This window comes from Bradyrhizobium sp. McL0615 (assembly GCF_049993905.1).
In the GTDB taxonomy this organism is placed as follows: Bacteria; Pseudomonadota; Alphaproteobacteria; order Rhizobiales; family Xanthobacteraceae; genus Bradyrhizobium.
Map to the genome: position 1 here is coordinate 7,353,664 of NZ_CP188254.1, position 16,916 is coordinate 7,370,579.

The 16,916-nt window shown below is 63.5% G+C and carries 16 protein-coding genes; 6 read left to right on the forward strand and 10 right to left on the reverse strand.

All coding sequences use genetic code 11. The annotated features are described in order from the left end of the window. Positions 1-122: 122 nt before the first annotated feature. A complete protein-coding gene (locus ACPPVP_RS35345) occupies positions 123-908 on the forward strand; it encodes a L,D-transpeptidase family protein (protein WP_426528177.1) in 786 nt (261 codons plus the stop codon). Between the two features lie 26 nt (positions 909-934). Here the strand turns inward: ACPPVP_RS35345 and ACPPVP_RS35350 are convergent, their stop codons facing one another. The 4 genes from ACPPVP_RS35350 to ACPPVP_RS35365 form a co-directional block, all read right to left on the reverse strand. After that, positions 935-1,393 (reverse strand): DUF6691 family protein, encoded by a 459-nt coding sequence (locus ACPPVP_RS35350; RefSeq protein ID WP_426528178.1) that lies wholly within the window; start codon positions 1,391-1,393, stop codon positions 935-937. 3 nt (positions 1,394-1,396) lie between these two features. After that, positions 1,397-1,822, reverse strand: coding sequence for a YeeE/YedE family protein (locus ACPPVP_RS35355; RefSeq protein WP_426528179.1), 426 nt, complete (start codon positions 1,820-1,822; stop codon positions 1,397-1,399). A 73-nt stretch (positions 1,823-1,895) separates the two neighbouring features. Next, positions 1,896-3,185, reverse strand: a complete 1,290-nt coding sequence (locus tag ACPPVP_RS35360; protein ID WP_426528180.1) for a hypothetical protein — start codon at positions 3,183-3,185, stop codon at positions 1,896-1,898. A gap of 29 nt (positions 3,186-3,214) precedes the next feature. Next, entirely contained in the window at positions 3,215-5,500 is a 2,286-nt protein-coding gene (locus tag ACPPVP_RS35365) for a fused MFS/spermidine synthase (RefSeq protein WP_426528181.1), read from the reverse strand. 168 nt (positions 5,501-5,668) lie between these two features. Between ACPPVP_RS35365 and ACPPVP_RS35370 the strand changes: the two genes are divergently transcribed. Then, the gene (locus tag ACPPVP_RS35370; RefSeq protein ID WP_426528182.1) at positions 5,669-7,270 is read left to right on the forward strand and encodes a phytoene desaturase family protein; all 1,602 of its coding nucleotides are present in this window, start codon (positions 5,669-5,671) and stop codon (positions 7,268-7,270) included. Between the two features lie 69 nt (positions 7,271-7,339). On the opposite strand, the gene ACPPVP_RS35375 is transcribed toward ACPPVP_RS35370, so the two are convergent. Next, positions 7,340-7,495 (reverse strand): hypothetical protein, encoded by a 156-nt coding sequence (locus ACPPVP_RS35375; protein ID WP_426528183.1) that lies wholly within the window; start codon positions 7,493-7,495, stop codon positions 7,340-7,342. Between the two features lie 336 nt (positions 7,496-7,831). Further along, complete coding sequence (locus ACPPVP_RS35380; RefSeq protein WP_426528184.1) at positions 7,832-7,996, reverse strand: Flp family type IVb pilin; 165 nt, start codon at positions 7,994-7,996, stop codon at positions 7,832-7,834. Positions 7,997-8,201: 205 nt separating this feature from the next. Here ACPPVP_RS35380 and ACPPVP_RS35385 point away from each other — a divergent pair, with 205 nt between their 5' ends. Together ACPPVP_RS35385 and ACPPVP_RS35390 are read left to right on the forward strand one after the other, a co-directional pair. Then, positions 8,202-9,092, forward strand: a complete 891-nt coding sequence (locus ACPPVP_RS35385; protein ID WP_426528185.1) for a 50S ribosomal protein L11 methyltransferase — start codon at positions 8,202-8,204, stop codon at positions 9,090-9,092. Beyond that, entirely contained in the window at positions 9,089-9,619 is a 531-nt protein-coding gene (locus tag ACPPVP_RS35390) for a hypothetical protein (protein WP_426528186.1), read from the forward strand. The genes ACPPVP_RS35385 and ACPPVP_RS35390 overlap by 4 nt, the downstream gene beginning before the upstream one ends. A gap of 53 nt (positions 9,620-9,672) precedes the next feature. Here ACPPVP_RS35390 and ACPPVP_RS35395 read toward each other — a convergent pair whose 3' ends face one another. Then, entirely contained in the window at positions 9,673-9,858 is a 186-nt protein-coding gene (locus ACPPVP_RS35395; protein ID WP_426528187.1) for a hypothetical protein, read from the reverse strand. A 190-nt stretch (positions 9,859-10,048) separates the two neighbouring features. Here ACPPVP_RS35395 and ACPPVP_RS35400 point away from each other — a divergent pair, with 190 nt between their 5' ends. Together ACPPVP_RS35400 and ACPPVP_RS35405 are read left to right on the forward strand one after the other, a co-directional pair. Continuing rightward, positions 10,049-11,884 (forward strand): aminopeptidase P family protein, encoded by a 1,836-nt coding sequence (locus tag ACPPVP_RS35400; protein ID WP_426528188.1) that lies wholly within the window; start codon positions 10,049-10,051, stop codon positions 11,882-11,884. Between the two features lie 269 nt (positions 11,885-12,153). Next, positions 12,154-13,431: a multidrug effflux MFS transporter gene (locus ACPPVP_RS35405; RefSeq protein WP_426528189.1), complete on the forward strand. Its 1,278-nt coding sequence runs from the start codon at positions 12,154-12,156 to the stop codon at positions 13,429-13,431. A gap of 25 nt (positions 13,432-13,456) precedes the next feature. Here the strand turns inward: ACPPVP_RS35405 and ACPPVP_RS35410 are convergent, their stop codons facing one another. The 3 genes from ACPPVP_RS35410 to ACPPVP_RS35420 form a co-directional block, all read right to left on the reverse strand. Then, positions 13,457-13,762 carry a hypothetical protein gene (locus tag ACPPVP_RS35410; RefSeq protein WP_426528190.1) on the reverse strand — a complete coding sequence of 102 codons (306 nt, stop codon included), beginning with the start codon at positions 13,760-13,762 and terminating at the stop codon, positions 13,457-13,459. A gap of 39 nt (positions 13,763-13,801) precedes the next feature. Continuing rightward, positions 13,802-15,958: an NAD-dependent DNA ligase LigA gene (ligA, locus tag ACPPVP_RS35415; protein WP_426528191.1), complete on the reverse strand. Its 2,157-nt coding sequence runs from the start codon at positions 15,956-15,958 to the stop codon at positions 13,802-13,804. A gap of 138 nt (positions 15,959-16,096) precedes the next feature. Beyond that, positions 16,097-16,854, reverse strand: a protein-coding gene (locus ACPPVP_RS35420; protein ID WP_426527389.1) for an IS5 family transposase whose coding sequence is annotated in 2 segments (ribosomal slippage) — positions 16,097-16,512 and positions 16,512-16,854 — 759 coding nt in all. Because the reading frame shifts where the segments join, the coding sequence is not laid out codon by codon here. Positions 16,855-16,916: the final 62 nt, after the last annotated feature.

Here is a 16,916-nt window from a genome sequence, read left to right on the forward strand (position 1 = left end):
GGCGGGCGTTAACGATTGCCCGCGCGGGACACTGGAACCAATAGAGGTTTCCGGGCATAGTGCATGCCGGGGACGGAGAGAGCCGGCAGCTTTCGTTCAAAGGCCTGGAGGCCAAAAGTAAAATGCGTTCCTTCCTCATTGCCGTTGCCGCCCTGACGCTGTTCGCCTCGGGCGCCGCCCAAGCCAAAGTCGCCATTACCGTGGATAAGGATAACCAGCAGATGTCCGTCGCCGTCGACGGTGTCGAGCGTTACCGCTGGCCGGTATCATCAGGCCTCCCCTCCTACGAAACCCCGAACGGCAGCTTCCGCGCCTTCCGGATGGAAGAGGACCACTACTCCAAGGAATTCGACGACGCGCCAATGCCGCATTCGATCTTCTTCACGAAGATCGGCCACGCCATTCACGGCACCGACTCCGTCAACCGTCTCGGCAGCCCGGCCTCACATGGCTGCGTGCGACTGTCGCGCGAGAATGCCTCAAAGCTCTGGGATTTGGTCAAGCAGGAAGGCGTGCTCAATACCACGGTGACGCTGACCGGCTCCTCCCAGGTGGCACTGGCGCGCAACCCGCGGCGCGCCAATACGGCCGTCGCACGTCGCGCCCCGCAACCGCAATATGAACAGCAATACGACTCCGCCAGCGATCCCGTCGTGACCACGCCGCCGCAGCAGCGCTTGGCGCCGGTGGCGCGGGCCGACGATGGCTACATTTATCCCGCCGATGGTTCTTCGAACGAAGCGCGTTATCCCGCGCCGGGCCGCCGTACCTACGACACCCAGGCCTATCAGCAGCAACCGCAGCAGCAATATAACGACAACCGCGGCTACGCGCCGGCGCCGCAGGGCTACTACTATCAGCCACGGCAGACGTATCAGCCGCGCGGACTGTTCAGCTACCAGAACTAGCCAGCGCGTTCATCGCGGCCGCAATCTCAGCCGTCGGCCGCACTCGCAAGCTGTCGGTCGCGTTGTGCCGTCAGCCGCGACTGTTGCCAGGCGTCGTGCGCCACCATGCCGGCGGCCATCGCGACGACGAAGACGATGACCCCGGGCGACAGCGTCGCCAGGCTCTCCAGCGCCGGCCCCGGGCATAACCCGACAAGGCCCCACCCGATTCCGAACAGCGCGGCGCCCGCGATCAGCGGCAGATCGATTCCCGATTTGTCCGGCCGAAAATATTGCCCGGCAAACCACGGCTGGGTGCCGCGATCAGCCAGCTTGAAGCCGGGCACCGATACCGTGAGCGCCGCAGCCATCACCACGGCAAGGCTCGGATCCCACGCGCCGAAGATGTCCAGAAAGCCCAAAACCTTGGTCGGCTGCACCATGCCTGAAATCAGCAGGCCCGCGCCAAAGATCAGGCCGCACAACAAGGGAGCGATGATCCACATGGCTTAGCCTCCCAACACGTGGCGGGTGACCGCCACCGTAATGACCGCCGTCACCATGAAGACGATGGTGGCGGCGATCGAGCGCGGGGATAGCCGCGCTATTCCGCAGATGCCGTGACCGGAGGTGCAGCCGCCGCCGAGCCGGGTGCCGAACCCGACCAGCAGTCCCGCTGCGACAATGACGGCCCAGTTCGATGGCAGCTTGGGCTGCGCCATGCCGTAACCGATCAGGCCTGCGAGGATCGGCGCGAGAATGAGCCCGGCGACGAAGGCGATGCGCCAGCCCTTGTCCTCTCCGCGCAGATTCAACAGCCCACTGAAGATGCCGCTGATGCCGGCGATCCGGCCGGTCGACAGCATCAGCAGGACGGCCGAAAGCCCTATCAGTGCGCCGCCGATCGCGGCCGATACGGGGGTGAAATTGGCCATGACGGATTTCCGTTCATCTCATGAGAACTCCGAAGCATAGATGCTTCCGGGTTAACCGCAATGCGCGGGGCCCCTACTTGAACGCGCGTTCCCCGCGTTCCGCGACCTTGCGCACGGCTTCGGCGAAAGCGCGAGCCACCGGTTCGAGAATCTCCGGACTGGTGGTGCGGAGATCATCGGATGGCGTGTGGAAGAAGCGATGCAAGCCGGCCACGCCGAAAAAATTTCGATAGCCCGCCGCATGCACGTCGCGCAACTCGCCAATGGCCTGCTTCTCCGCGACCAGACGATTCGCCTTGACTGCGGTGAACGTTTCGCCGACGAGCGCCCGGGCGGAGGGACTAAGCACGATCAAACGCAGCGCGTCATCGACCCTGTCTTCCCGCACGAACCCCTGCGGGCCCAAGGCCCAGGCGTAGCAGGCGTTGGATGCACCAAGGTGCACCCAGGCCAGCGTGTCCTGCGGCGGTGGCGCACCCTGCTTGAGAAACAACTCCATGCCGCCGTGACCAATTTCATGGCCGGCAGTGGCGACAAAGACGAAATCGTCAGGCCGCTTTTCCGCCGCAACGGAGCGGGCCAGCGCCAGAAAATTGGCGATCCCCGGCCCGCGCTCGCAAACGCAACTGTACCAGCCCGTCATCGGCGTGGACACGACGATGGCAGGCCCCTTGCCTGCGCCGAGCCGCGCAACGACATTGCGTCCTGCGACATTGCGCTCATAGCGACCGGCGACGTCGATGGTGACCGGCGCGCCCGAGGCTATCGCCCGCTCGAAAAGGCCCTTGTCCTTTGCGGCGACGACCATCACGGGCACCGGCCAAGGCGTATCCTCCTGCGTGACATTGTAGGCGAAGCGGTCCTCGCCGGGGTTACCGACGACCAGCAGGATCGCCGCCGGGCCGCGCGCCACAGCTTGCGCGATCGTCGAGCGATGGGCCGGGCCGAGATAGGCACCGCGATCATAGGGCAATTCAACAACCAATATCTTGCCGCCGAGCTCGCCCTCGCGCGCGATGGGCGCGGAGAGGCGAAACGAACTCTTGTCCTCAGGGGGCCACCAGAACGGCGTTGCGTCGACGCTGGTGCCCTCTACCACGGCGGTCGCGCTTTCAACGAAATACTGCCGGCCGAGGACCACCGGCTGGAACTCGACCCTGAAGCCGGCCGCCTGTAATTCGCCGGCGATCCAGTCGGTGGTGGCGCGGTCGCCGGGCGAGCCAAACCGGTGCGAGCCGAAGGAGGCGTACCGGGCCACGTCGGCATAGAGACGGGGGCCCGCGAGAAAATCTTCCGCTGCGCTGACTTGTCCGGTCATCATCAAGACCACCACCATCCCGATCAGAACGCGCCAAGCCGACATGCAGGCCTCCAAATTCTACCTCTCGCCGTTCATTCCTCGCCGTTCCTGAGCCGCCGCCATACCGCGCCCAGCACGTTGGAATAATCGTCGGTCCAGACCCGCTGGTGATCCTCGGCTTCGGTCAGCGCCCATTTGTCCGACGACGCCAGCTTGCCGACGTCGGCCTCTTCGCGCGCCGAGACCACCACCGAGGTCGAGAAGATGTATTCATTGTCGCGGCCGGAATCCTCGCTGTAGACCCAGCTCTTCATGTCGTTGGCATCGGCGATGCCGACGACGACGCTGGAAAGCTCCAGATGCCGGTTGGAGACGTGCATCACGACAGCGCCCTGCGGCGCGAGCTTGGACTTGTAGATTTCCATCGCCTCTTCGGTCGCCAGATGAATCGGGATCGCGTCCGACGAATAGGCATCGACGATGATCAGGTCATAGACGCCGTCAGGCTCGCGGGCGAAGGTCAGCCGTGCATCACCGATCACGGGTTCGAGGTTCGGCTCGCAAACCTGGATGTAGGTGAAATATTTCGGGTCGCGCGCGGTGTCGACCATTGTCTGGTCGATCTCGAAGAACTTCCAGTCCTCGCCGGGCTCGGAGGCGCAGACCAGCGTGCCGGAGCCGAGTCCGATCACGGCGACGCGCAATGGCGCGCCCTTGCGTTCGCGGATCGCGGTGATGGCCTGACCGATGCCGCCGTCCTTGTGATAATAGGTGATTGGCTCCGGCTGGCCTTTGACAGGCGTGCCGTCGTCGTTCTTGAATTTCTCGGCGCCGTGGATCGTGGTGCCATGCATCAGCACGTGATACTGGCCGTTCGGCGTCACCACGATCTTGTGCACGCCGAAGAAACTGCGCACCGTCTCCACCCGTCCGTCATCGGACGGGTAAGCGCGCAGCAGCACCAGCGCTACTGCAACGGTTGCAAAGATCTTCCAGCGGTTGGCGTTGAGGCCGAGCGCCATCAGCGCCGAGAGCACGCCAACTGCGCCGATCACCCAGACCCTGTTGGTGTCGAGCCAGGTGAACAGTTTGCCGGTGCCATAGCTCGGTGCGATCAGCGCGACCGCGAGTACGGCCAAGAACGGCCAGTACCATGCGCTCCAGCGCGGCAGCCGCTCATTGCCGATCGGACGGCACAACGCCGCCAGCGCCAGCAAAATCGGATATTCCGCGATCCATGAGAAGGTGAACGGTGCAATCAGCCCGGCGAATAGACCGCCAACCATGCCGCCGAACGACAGCGCGACATAGAAGCCGGTGAGATATTTCGCCGCCGGCCGGGTCCGCGCCAGTTCGCCGTGGCAGGCCATCGCGATCACGAAGAAGCAGAGCTGATGTCCGCCAAGCGTCAGCAGCAGATTCTGCTCGCCGCCGACCGCCAGCAGCACCACGACGCCGGCGATCGCCAGCGGCTGCGCCAACAGCATCCATTTGTGCGGTAGCAGCGGATGCGACTGAAACACCAGCACCCAGGTCAAGAGATAGAGCGACAGCGGCAGCACCCATAGCAAGGGCGCCGCGGCGACGTCGGTGGAAATATGCGCGGTGACCGCGATCAGCAGCCCTGACGGTACAGCGGCAAGGAAGATCCAGCGCGCGCGCAGAATCCATGACGGCGCGGGCGCATCGGGATCGTCGGCCGGCATGTTCAATTCCGCCGCCTTCGCCGGCGAGCGCAGCAGCAATACGCCGCAGCTTGCGATCAGCAAGATCAGCAAGCCATAGCCGCCGGTCCAGATCAGGTTTTGCGTGCGCAGCGTGAACATCGGCTCCAGCAGCACCGGATAGGACAGCAGCGCCAGAAAACTGCCGATGTTCGAGGAAGCATAGAGGAAGTACGGGTCAGGGCCGTTGGGGTGGCCGGTGCGGACGAACCAGGCCTGCAGCAGCGGATTGTTGGCCGCGAGCGCGAAGAACGGCAGCCCGATCGACACCACAAACAAGCCGAGCAGCCAGAACGCGTAACCCGAGGTCGGCGGATCGCCCCACCCGCTCGAGATCGCCAGCGGCAGCGTCAGCATCGCGACCACGAGCAGCACCAGATGGATCGCCACGGGAATGGCGCGGTTGCGGAGCTGCATCAAGAAATGCGCATAGGCGTAACCGCCGAGCAGCAGCGACTGGAAGAACACCATCGCCACCGACCACACCGCCGGCGAGCCGCCGAGCCGCGGCAGCACCATCTTGGTGAACAATGGTTGCACCGAAAACAGCAGCAGCGCACTGACGAAGATCGCGGCGGTGTAGACGATCAGGACCAGCCGGTTCCGGCTTTCGGAAGGCTGGTCCGCGAAAGCGGACGGATCGGGAGAAGTCATCAAAACTCCGGCAGGAAACCGGCGGGCGCCGGTGGCGGGATTTCCGGCAGTGCCACCGGCGGGGCGCAATGGAGCATAGGGCGACACGGCGAGCAATGCGGGATAAGAAAGCATGGTGAGGGCGCGCCGCGCCGATTCCGATCAAACCTTCTTGAAGCTGAAGCTGGCATGAACGAGACGGACGTTGTCATCATTGGGGCGGGGCATAACGGCCTCACCTGCGCCGCCTATCTCGCGATGGCCGGCCTGCGCGTCAAAGTGGTAGAGCGCCGCAAGGCGGTCGGCGGCGCCGCCGTGACCGAGGAATTCCATCCCGGCTTCCGCAACTCGGTGGCCGCCTATACGGTCAGCCTGCTCAATCCGCAGATTGCTGCCGACCTGAAGCTCGCCGAACATGGCCTGCGTATCGTCGAGCGCCGCGCGCAAAATTTCCTGCCCGCCCCCGGCGGCAGCTATCTCCTGACCGGCGAAGGCCGCACACAGGCTTCGGTGGCAAAGCTCAGCGAACGCGATGCGGTCACCATTGAGATCTTCTCGCGCGAGCTGGAGGCCATTGCCGACGTGCTGCGGCAATTCGTGCTGCGCCCGCCGCCGAACCTCGTCGAGGGTTTTGGGATCGGCGCGATCCGAGAAGCCTTCAATGCGGTGGGCACCGCCGGCATCCTGCGCAAGCTGTCGCTGGAGCAGCAGCGCGATCTGCTCGATCTCTTCACACGCTCGGCCGGCGAGATGCTGGACGAGCGTTTCGAGAACGACCTGGTGAAGGCGCTGTTCGGCTTCGACGCCATCGTCGGCAATTACGCCAGCCCCTACGCTGGCGGCTCCGCCTATGTGATGCTGCACCATGCGTTCGGCGAGGTGAACGGCAAGAAGGGGGTTTGGGGCCACGCCATCGGCGGCATGGGCGCGATCACGCAAGCGATGGCGCGCGCGGCGCGCGGGCACGGCGCCGAAATCGAAACCGAAGCCGGCGTGCGCGAAGTGATCGTCGAGGGCGGCCGCGCCACCGGCGTCGTTCTCGACAACGGCAAGACCATCCGCGCGAAATACGTCGTCTCCGGCGTCAATCCGAAATTGCTGTATACGCGGCTGGTGCCGTCGGGCGCGCTGGCGCCGGAATTCCTCGAACGCATCGCGCACTGGCGCAACGGCTCCGGCACTTTTCGCATGAACGTCGCGCTGAACGCCCTGCCCTCCTTCAGCGCACTGCCTGGCGCCGGCGACCATCTCACAGCCGGCATCATCCTCGCGCCCAGCCTCGGTTACATGGATCGCGCCTGGCAGGACGCCCGCAGCCATGGCTGGAGCCGCGAGCCGGTGGTGGAACTCTTGATCCCCTCGACGCTCGACGATTCCCTTGCGCCAGCGGGCCAACATGTCGCGAGCCTGTTCTGCCAGCATGTCGCGCCGGAATTGCCGGATGGAAAATCATGGGACGACCATCGCGAGGAGGTCGCCGACCTCATGATCGCAACGGTGGATCAATTCGCGCCGGGCTTTGGGAGAAGCGTGATCGGCCGCCAGGTGCTGTCGCCGCTCGACCTCGAGCGGCAGTTCGGCCTGCTCGGCGGCGACATTTTTCACGGCGCCCTGACATTGAACCAATTGTTCTCGGCGCGGCCGATGCTGGGCCATGCCGATTATCGCGGGCCGCTGAAGGGCCTCTACCATTGTGGCTCGGGCGCCCACCCTGGCGGCGGCGTCACCGGCGCCCCCGGCCATAACGCCGCGCGGACCATCCTGGGCGATCACCGCGCGCCGTTCGGATAGGCCACCGAAATGCACAAGGCGCGACGCCAGGACCGGCGTCGCGCCTTGCGAAACGATTAAATTGTCAAATCAAACGGCGTCGTAGGCTTCAATCGGAAGCGAACGGGATTCCTGCAGCGACAGCGCCAGCGAAGGCGTCGCGCCGCCGGACATGGTGGCCGACGGATAGCTTACATATGCGCTCAGGGCGCACATCAAGGCACAAACGGCAGTAATCTTCTTCATGAATTCCCCCTGTGTTTTCGTTTTCGCTGTTTTCAGCGTGCCCCGTTGTCAGGCGTGGCGACTTAATGTGCGGTTCCATTGGGCGCGCTTGGGGGACCAACTGGGGATTGCGGTGAATCGGAGGTGTACGAGGTCGTCGCGAACGGGATTTTAACCAAGCCCCGCGATTTACCTTCGGCTTGGGAAGGGGCGGTGTCTGCCGTGCATAACGGGATCACCGATGCCCCTGCTGGCTGTGGATAGAAGGTAGATATTTCGCCGCAGCAGCCTTGGCCCAAACCGAAAGAGACCGGGCGCTTGGCGCGCCCGGTCCCGAAATTCCCCCGAAATGGGCCGTTACTTCAGCGAGTTGCTGATGGTATCGAAGTTCGTGCTCAGCTTGGTGCCGAGACCGTTCACGGCAGTGATGATCGCAATCGCGATTCCGGCAGCAATCAGGCCATATTCGATGGCCGTAGCTCCTGACTCGTCCTTAAAGAATGACTTAATGACCGATTTCATAGCTGGTTCCGACCTGGAGTTTATGTTCCTGGAACCCAGGGTTCCCCTGCAGTTCCTATCCGGGAACCTACGGGAATGAATCTAAGGGTGTTTTAACGGCCGACACTCAACTTTTCCGAGTAGTACGAGATGAAGTTCGCATAAATTTGAATTAAACGCGCACCTGCCCCCCAATCTGCTCCTTCCGCTTTTTCCAGGTTCTTCAATGACTTCCATAGGCCCTACGTATCGCGTCAGTTTTGCCATCGGTGACGAGCACGCCGCTAAAAGTGTCGTCGATGCGATGACTGAAGTTTTTTTTGAGGGCCAGGCCGCGATCGCCGCGTTCGAACGGCCGGATGGCCGATGGGACGTCACGGTGCATTTCGCCGAGCCGCCGGATCAAACGCTGGTCCGCGAGCTCGTCGCCAATGCCGCAGGCACTGATATCGCCGAGGGCATCGCCTTCGACACGGTCGAGGCCAAGGATTGGGTCAAGGCCAGCCTCGAAGACCTCGTCTCCGTGCCGGCCGGACGCTTCGTCGTGCACGGCCAGCATGACCGCGAACGTGTTGCGCCCAACAAGCTCGGCATCGAAATCGAGGCGGCGCTGGCGTTCGGCACCGGCCACCACGGCACCACGCGCGGCTGCCTGCTGCTGCTCGATCATGTCCTGAAAGCCTGGCGTCCGCGCCGCGTGCTCGACCTCGGCACCGGCACCGGCGTGCTGGCGATTGCGGCGGCCAAAGCGCTGCACCAAAAGGTGCTGGCGAGCGACATCGATCCGCCCTCGGTGCAGGTCGCCCGCGAAAATGCGCGGCTGAACGTGTCAGGGCATCTGGTGCAGGCGATCCGGGCCACCGGCTTCGCGGCCCCGCAATTCGTAGCCGCCGCGCCGTTCGACCTGGTGCTGGCGAATATTCTCGCCAATCCGCTGCGGCAACTGGCATCGCCGATGGCGCGGCATCTGGCGCCATCGGCGCTGGTCATTCTGTCGGGCTTGCTGACGCATCAGGCGCCCGGCGTCATCGCCGCTTATCGCGCCCGTGGGCTGGTGCCGGTGCGGCACCTGCGTATCGAAGGCTGGAGCAGCCTGTTGCTGCGCAATGTGAAATGACGGCCGGCGGCCGCCAGTGCGACGACTGCACGCTGTGCTGCAAGGTCATGGCCATCGAAGAGCTCGAAAAGCCGGCAAGTTCGTGGTGCCCGCATTGCAAGCCAGGGCGTGGCTGTCTGATCTATCCCAACCGGCCATCCGAGTGTCAGAGCTTCAAATGCCTTTGGCTGGTCAATGATCAATTGGACCAGCGGTGGAAGCCGAATAAATCCAAGCTCGTTTTGACGACATCCGACGACGGCATCGAAATCAGATGCGACCCGGGATTTCCGGATGCATGGCGCAAGGATCCGTTTCGGAGCGAGATATACGAATGGGCTGTTTCCGGTGAAACCCATGACGTCACGGTCGTCGTCATCGTCGGTCAAAGAATGGTTCTGGTCACTCCTGATCGCGAGTTCGATCTGGGCGTAGTGCAGCCAGATGAACGGATTGTGCGCGAGTTCGAGGGGTCACGGATCGTCAATGCATCCGTGGTGAAGGCATCTGATCTAGAACATGAAGAAAATGAAAGGCGACGGATTTAGCCCAATCGGTCCACCCCGCCGCTTACCCGTCGATCTCTTGGAGGGCACGCGCTCTATTCGTCGGCTGGTCTCTGTGGATTGCGCGCAATCACGCCCTTCTTCAACGATCGCTTGACGCGTGCTTCCGCGAACCTGTCGAGCATTTTGACGACAACGCCGCGCTGTTTCTTGTTGGCGACCGGCGGGACCGGGCCACGATCGGCTGGCGGCGAAATCTTCTCAAACGTGAAAGCAGGCATGGTGCATCCCCTCTTCGTTGAGTTGAAACACTCCTGGAGCCTCCCGGGTGTCTTGAGCCGAACGGCCTGCACCGCAAAACCGTTCCATCCGACTGGCGCGGACGGTTATAGTGAAGCACGGATTATGCCAAATTGTGGCCAGCTCCGCTGCATTGCGGACCTCACGGCCCAACCCTAAAGTGACAAGGTGATGTTCGAAGCCCATTTCCAGACATTCGAAGAACCCGAAAGCGGCGTGGCGCTCGCCGCCCGGCTGGCCGCCTTTCGCGAGGAGCTGGCGCGGCGGAAGCTGACGGGATTCGTGATTCCCCGCGCCGATCAGCAGCAAAACGAATATGTCGCGGCCTCCGAAGAGCGGCTGGCCTGGCTGACCGGCTTCACCGGATCGGCCGGCATGGCGATCGTCCTGACGCGCGAGGCCGCCGTTTTTGTCGACGGCCGCTATACGCTGCAGGCCGCCAAGCAGGTCGACCGCAAGGCCTGGCATATCGAGCCGCTGGCCGATCCGCCGCCCGAACACTGGCTCGCCAAGCATCTTGCGGCCGGTGACCGCCTAGGATTTGACCCGTGGCTGCACACTTCTGCGGCAGCCGAACGTCTGGCCGCCGCCTGCGCCAAGGCAGGCGCCGAGCTGGTCGCGGTCGACAGCAACCCGCTGGACCAGGTGTGGACCGAGCGCCCGGCCCCGCCGCTCGGCCCCGTTTCCGTTCACGGCATGCAGTTTTCCGGCGAGATCGAAGCCGAAAAGCTCAAGCGGATCCGGCTTGAGATCCACAGGCTCGGGGCCGACGCGCTGGTGCTGTCGGACAGCCATGCGGTGGCCTGGACCTTCAACGTGCGCGGCGCCGACGTCTCCCATACGCCCCTGCCCTTGTCTTATGCATTGGTGCCGAAGGACGGCCGCCCCACCGTCTTCATCGACCATCGCAAGCTTTCCAACCTCACCCGCGACCATCTCGAACAATCCGCCGATGTCCGCGACCCCGATGCGCTGGTGCCCGATCTGACCGCGCTGGCGCGTAGCGGCGCAGCGATCGCCCTCGACAGCGCCACCGCCGCGGATGCGCTGAGCCGCCTGATCACAGGCGCCGGCGGAAAGCCGGTGCGCGGCAACGATCCGGTGAGCCTGTTGAAGGCGGTGAAGAACATCACCGAGATCGAGGGCACGCGGACCGCGCACCAGCGCGACGCGGTGGCGCTGACGCGCTTTCTCGCCTGGATCGACCGCGAGGCGCCGTCCGGCGCGCTGACGGAGATCGACACCGTCGAGGCGCTGGAAACCTTTCGGCGCCAGACCTGCGCGCTGAAGGATGTCTCGTTTCCGACCATCGCCGGGACCGGACCGAACGGCGCCATCGTGCATTACCGCGTCACCCGCAAGAGCAACCGGCGGATTTCGCCCCACGATCTGCTGCTGATCGATTCCGGGGCGCAATACGAGGACGGCACCACCGACGTCACCCGCACGATCGCGATCGGCACGCCATCAGACGAAATGTGCGACCGCTTCACCCGCGTGCTGCGCGGACACATCGCGATCGCGCGCGCGATCTTTCCCGACGGCACCACCGGCGCGCAGCTCGATTCCTTTGCGCGGCAATTTTTGTGGCAGGCCGGCCTCGACTTCGAACACGGCACCGGCCATGGCGTCGGCAGCTATCTGTCGGTGCATGAAGGTCCGGCGCGAATCTCGAAACTCGGCACGACGCCGCTGAAGCGCGGCATGATCCTTTCCAACGAGCCCGGCTATTACAAGACCGACGCCTACGGCATCCGGATCGAGAACCTCGAACTCGTCATCGGCACCGACGTGTCAGGCGCCGAGAAGCCGGCGAATGCTTTCGAGACGCTGACGCTGGCGCCGATCGACCGCCGCTTGATCGACGTGAATATGCTCAGCCCGACAGAGCTGAAATGGCTGAACGATTACCATGAGCGCGTCAACCGCGCGGTGCGCCCGCATCTCAACGACAACGCCACGAAGCTGTGGCTGGATGAGGCCACGGCAGCAATGCTGCCGCTTTGAGCACGGTCGCCTAACCCGCCGTCGTCCCCCGCGCAGGCGGGGGACCCAGTACGCCGGGCTCTCTCGTTTCAATCGCTGAGTGCTCTGGAATACTGGATCATCCGCCTACGCGGATGATGACAGGCGAGTTTGTTCGCCCGACGGAACATGAGCCCCCGCCTCCCGAAATCGGCATGGCCGCATGCTGAAACGGCCGTATCCGCCATGAGCCATCGCGCTACAGTTGGATTCAACCAACAGAATCTTCAACCATCAGGGATCTGAACTGAATGCACGGCGTCGTGGGCAAGCCGCCCGGCGCGGCGGCGGACGCCGTCGCGACCTCGAAGATCATGCTGTTGATGCTGGTCGCGATGACCGGCGTCGCGCCGATCTCGCTTTATATGCTGGTGCCGGCGCTGCCCGTGCTGGCGACGACGTTTGGCGGTGACATCTCCGTCGCGCAGATGACGGTGTCGCTCTACATGGTCGGCATCGCCTGCTCGCAGCTCATCATGGGGCCGCTGTCGGACAAGTTTGGCCGCCGTCCGGTGCTGCTCGCAGGCCTCGCGCTGATGGTGGCGGCGAGCATCGGCTGCTCGCTGGCGCAGACGCTGCCGCAGCTGATCGCCGCGCGCTTCCTGCAGGCGCTCGGCGGCGCCACCGGAATGGTGGTGAGCCGCGCCATCATCCGCGATCTCTACAGCCGCGACCGCATCAGCTCCATGATCAGCCTCGTCATCGGGGTGATGATGACGGCACAGATGCTGAGCGCGCTGGTCGGCGGCCTGCTGGAGACCGCGTTCGGCTGGCGCGCGATCTTCTATTTCATTACCGGGGCTTCGCTCAGCGTCTCGGTCCTGATTGCCCTTGCACTGCCCGAGACGCGCCGCGACCGCGGAATGAGCGGCAGCTTCCGCGGCGATGTCGGCAAGCTGGTCCGCGACCGCGCCTTTCTCGGCTATGTACTGTGCCAGGTGCTGGCTTCGCAGATCATCTTCACCTTTGCCGGCGGTGGCCCTTACATCGTGGTGACGCAGATGGGCCGTACCACCGCCGAATACGGCGCATGGTTCGCGACGACCGGATTTGCGTATTTGGTCGGCAACCTGTTCTGCGTTCGCTTCGCGCCGCGCCATTCGCTGGAGAAGCTGATCTGGTTTGGCCTGGCGCTGCAGTTCGGCGGCGCGCTGCTGAACCTGATCTTCAGCATCACCGGGACCAACCAGGCACCATCATGGCTGTTCGGCACCCAGATGATCGTGATGGTCGCCAACGCCTTCGTGATGAACAACGCCGCGGCCGGCGCCATCAGTGTCCGTCCCGAGGCCGCCGGCACCGCGGCCGGCGCGATGGGCTTTCTGCAGCAGGGCATCGGCGCGCTGGTCTCGCAATTCGGCGCCTATCTCGGCGGCCACTCCACCACCACGCTGCCGTTGACGGCGGCCATCTTCGCGCTCTCGATCGCCTGCGCGTCGGCGATGTTCTTCCTGGTGCCGCGCGGAAGCGTCGTGGTCAGCGAGGAATTGATCAAGAAGGCGGAGGAGGAAGAGAGCGGGATGCTGTGAATGCCCGCGCCCGAATTGTGTTTGCTTAGACTGCCTTGCCGCCAAGCCGCCAAGATGACCAGCAAGCTAAAATGCCTAGTAACCATCCCATCCCGAACCCGCCGAGGCCATAGCCCAGAACGAGGTACATCATCACGGAGCTGTGCGACAGGTCTCCCAACAGTACATAAATAACCGTCGGGATATTAAATAAGACTGCGAAAATCCAATGCAGCGGAGTGATCCGTCCAGCGCGTCGGGCAACAAGAAAACTGACGACGGTTGTGAGAAGCAACAATATGCCGCCTGGACCGAAAAGACTGAGCGGCAGATACTCAAGCGCTAACAGCACCAGTGCCCCCGCCTCGTGCGCTAAACTGATAGTCGCGCCTCACTCCCCGATCAACGTCAGCCACTCATCTTCGGTCAGCACCGCCACCCCAAGCTCTCGCGCCTTGGTAAGCTTCGAGCCAGCATCCTCCCCAGCCACCACATAATCGGTCTTCTTCGACACCGAGCCTGCGACCTTGGCGCCGAGACGCTCCGCCATCGCCTTGGCTTCGTCGCGGGTGAACTTGGTCAGCGAGCCCGTGAACACCACGGTCTTGTCGGAGACCGGGGAACTCTTGCGCGGCTGTTCGGCCGGCTTCACCTCGATCTCGCGCAGGAGTTCGCCGAGCGCCTTGACGTTGCGCGGTTCGGCGAAGAACTCGACGACCGCGTCGGCCACGATCTCGCCGACGCCGCCGATATTGTTGAGGTCCTGATAGGCCTCGGTGGTGTTCTCTTCGTCCTTCGTCCCCTTGGCGGCGGCCAGCATCGCCTCGCGAAAATTCTCGATCGTGCCGTAGTGCCGCGCCAGCAGTTTTGCATTGCCCTCGCCGACGTGGCGGATGCCGAGCGCGAAGATCAAACGATGCAGTTCGATCGAGCGGCGGGCATCGATGGCGGCAAACAGATTGCGCACCGAGGTCTCGCCATACCCCTCGCGTTCCATCAGCTTGCTGGTCGATCGCGCATCGCGCTTCTGCAGCGTGAAGATGTCGACCGGCGACATCACGAGGCCATCCTCGTAGAATTCCTGGATCTGCTTGTCACCGAGGCCGTCGATATCGAACGCCAGTCGCGAAACGAAATGCTTCAACCGCTCCATCGCCTGCGCCGGACAGATCAATACCCCGGTACAGCGGCGCACCGCCTCGTCCTCCTCGCGCACGGCATGACTGCCGCACACCGGACAGGTCTCCGGAAACTTGTACGGCTTGGCGGTCTTCGGCCGCTTGTCCATGACGACGCTGACGACCTGCGGAATCACGTCGCCGGCGCGCTGGACAACAACCGTGTCTCCGACGCGGAGGTCGACGCCGTCACGAATAGGATTGCCGTCGTTGCCGATGCCCTTGATGTAATCCTCATTATGCAGCGTCGCGTTCGACACGACGACGCCGCCGACGGTAACCGGCTCGAGCCGCGCCACCGGCGTCAGCGCGCCGGTGCGGCCGACCTGGATATCGATGCCGTTGAGGATGGTCGTCGCCTGCTCGGCCGCGAATTTGTGCGCAATCGCCCAGCGCGGGCTGCGCGAGACAAAACCTAGGCGGTCCTGCCAGTCAAGCCGATCGACCTTGTAGACCACGCCGTCAATGTCATAGCCGAGCGAGGCGCGCTCCTCGCCGATCTTGCTGTAGAATTCCAGGACGGCGTCGACATCCTTGCAAAGCTTGGTCCGCGGATTGACGACAAAGCCGGCCTTGTCCATCCACTCCAGCATGCCGTGCTGGGTATCCGCCGGACGCTCGCTCATCTCGCCCCAGGTATAGGCAAAGAATTTCAGCGGCCGCGAGGCGGTGATCGAAACGTCTTTCTGGCGCAGCGAACCTGCCGCCGAATTGCGCGGGTTGGCAAACACGGTGTCGTCGGCCTCGGCCTGTTTCTTGTTGAGCTCGAGAAAGTCCTTCTTGAGCATGTAGACTTCGCCACGCATTTCGCAGGCCGCTGGAATATGGCGGCCCTTCAGCGTGTGCGGAATGTCCTTGATGGTGCGGACGTTGGCGGTGACGTCCTCGCCCGTAAAACCGTCGCCGCGTGTCGCGGCGCGGACCAGTTCGCCGTTCTCGTAGCGCAACGACAGCGACAGGCCGTCGATCTTCGGTTCGGCAACCAACGCCGGAATATGCTCGTCATCCAGCTTGAGAAACCGCCGGATACGATCGACGAACTCGGTCACGTCCTCGTCGCTGAAGGCGTTGCCAAGCGACAGCATTGGAACGGCATGCTGTACTTTCGCAAAACCGCGCGCGGGCGCGGCGCCAACCTTCTGCGTCGGCGAATCCGTCGTGACGAGATCAGGAAATTTCACCTCGATCGCCTCCAGCCGCTGGCGCAGCGCGTCGTAGGCGGCGTCAGATACGGTCGGCGCGTCCTTCTGGTAGTAGCGCTCGTTGTGCGCCTCGAGTTCCAGCGACAGCCGTTTGTGCTCGACCTTGGCCTGGGCCTTGGTGAGCTTGTCGACGTCGGGAACGGTTTTCGGTTTTACTGTTCTGGCCATGCGGGTTGAATACGACGAAGCAGGCCTGGAGGCAAAATCGCGGGGTTCGTGGCCCGGACATCTGGTCCGGCCTGGGTCCCGGCCCGGCAGAGCAGCGCTGCCGAACGATGCTTCGCATCGCCTAGGACCGATCGACATTCATTGCATCCAGATTATTGCGGCAGCGAGATGGATGAAGCCGGTAAAGTTGGTGGCTCGCCTGTCGTAACGGGTTGCCAAGCGTCGGAAGTGTTTGAGTTGGCAGAAGCAGCGCTCGATACGGTTGCGCTGTTTGTAGGCGTCGGCGTCGTGCGGAATGATGATCCTGCGGGTGCGGTTTGACGGGATCACCGCTGTTGCGCCGATTTCCGCGATGATCGCACGCAGGGCATTGCTGTCATAGGCTTTGTCGGCGAGCACGGCATCGCCGCTCTGGCCATTCAGCAGGGCGGGCGCCTGGGTGATGTCATTGACCTGCCCAGCCGTGACGATAAAGCGGAGCGGACGGCCCAGGGCATCGGCCAGCATGTGGATCTTGGTAGTCAGTCCGCCTCGGGAACGCCCCAGCGCCTGATCTTTGGCCCCCCTTTTCCGCTCGCCGCCTGCTGGTGGGCGCGAATGATGGTGCTGTCGATCATCAGGTAATGGTTGTCGCGATCGGCGGTCAGAGCAGCGAATACGCGCTCCCAGACGCCAGCATGGCACCAGCGACTGAAGCGCTGGTGCACCGTTTTCCACTTGCCGTACCGCTCTGGCAGATCGCTCCAGTGTGCCCCCGATCGCAAAACCCACAGACATCCGTTGACGAACAGACGATTATCCGCAGCCGTACGTCCCGGGTCGCCAGCTTTCCCCGGCAGCAGTGGCGAGATCCTCGCCCATTGCACCTCGGTCAGCTCATATCGCTTCGCCGCCATCATCTGCTCCGTGTCGAATCACGGAACTCTATGAATCAGCGATCAAACCACTTGGGAATCCT

Bases quoted from the DNA above. Each gene is read 5' to 3' on its own strand.
- ACPPVP_RS35370 (WP_426528182.1), top strand. From the start codon at position 5,669: ATGAACGAGACGGACGTTGTCATCATTGGGGCGGGGCATAACGGCCTC.
- ACPPVP_RS35395 (WP_426528187.1), bottom strand. From the start codon at position 9,858: ATGCCTGCTTTCACGTTTGAGAAGATTTCGCCGCCAGCCGATCGTGGC.
- ACPPVP_RS35385 (WP_426528185.1), top strand. From the start codon at position 8,202: ATGACTTCCATAGGCCCTACGTATCGCGTCAGTTTTGCCATCGGTGAC.
- ACPPVP_RS35365 (WP_426528181.1), bottom strand. From the start codon at position 5,500: ATGACTTCTCCCGATCCGTCCGCTTTCGCGGACCAGCCTTCCGAAAGC.
- ACPPVP_RS35375 (WP_426528183.1), bottom strand. From the start codon at position 7,495: ATGAAGAAGATTACTGCCGTTTGTGCCTTGATGTGCGCCCTGAGCGCA.
- ligA (WP_426528191.1), bottom strand. From the start codon at position 15,958: ATGGCCAGAACAGTAAAACCGAAAACCGTTCCCGACGTCGACAAGCTC.
- ACPPVP_RS35360 (WP_426528180.1), bottom strand. From the start codon at position 3,185: ATGTCGGCTTGGCGCGTTCTGATCGGGATGGTGGTGGTCTTGATGATG.
- ACPPVP_RS35355 (WP_426528179.1), bottom strand. From the start codon at position 1,822: ATGGCCAATTTCACCCCCGTATCGGCCGCGATCGGCGGCGCACTGATA.
- ACPPVP_RS35405 (WP_426528189.1), top strand. From the start codon at position 12,154: ATGCACGGCGTCGTGGGCAAGCCGCCCGGCGCGGCGGCGGACGCCGTC.
- ACPPVP_RS35380 (WP_426528184.1), bottom strand. From the start codon at position 7,996: ATGAAATCGGTCATTAAGTCATTCTTTAAGGACGAGTCAGGAGCTACG.
- ACPPVP_RS35345 (WP_426528177.1), top strand. From the start codon at position 123: ATGCGTTCCTTCCTCATTGCCGTTGCCGCCCTGACGCTGTTCGCCTCG.
- ACPPVP_RS35390 (WP_426528186.1), top strand. From the start codon at position 9,089: ATGACGGCCGGCGGCCGCCAGTGCGACGACTGCACGCTGTGCTGCAAG.
- ACPPVP_RS35400 (WP_426528188.1), top strand. From the start codon at position 10,049: ATGTTCGAAGCCCATTTCCAGACATTCGAAGAACCCGAAAGCGGCGTG.
- ACPPVP_RS35350 (WP_426528178.1), bottom strand. From the start codon at position 1,393: ATGTGGATCATCGCTCCCTTGTTGTGCGGCCTGATCTTTGGCGCGGGC.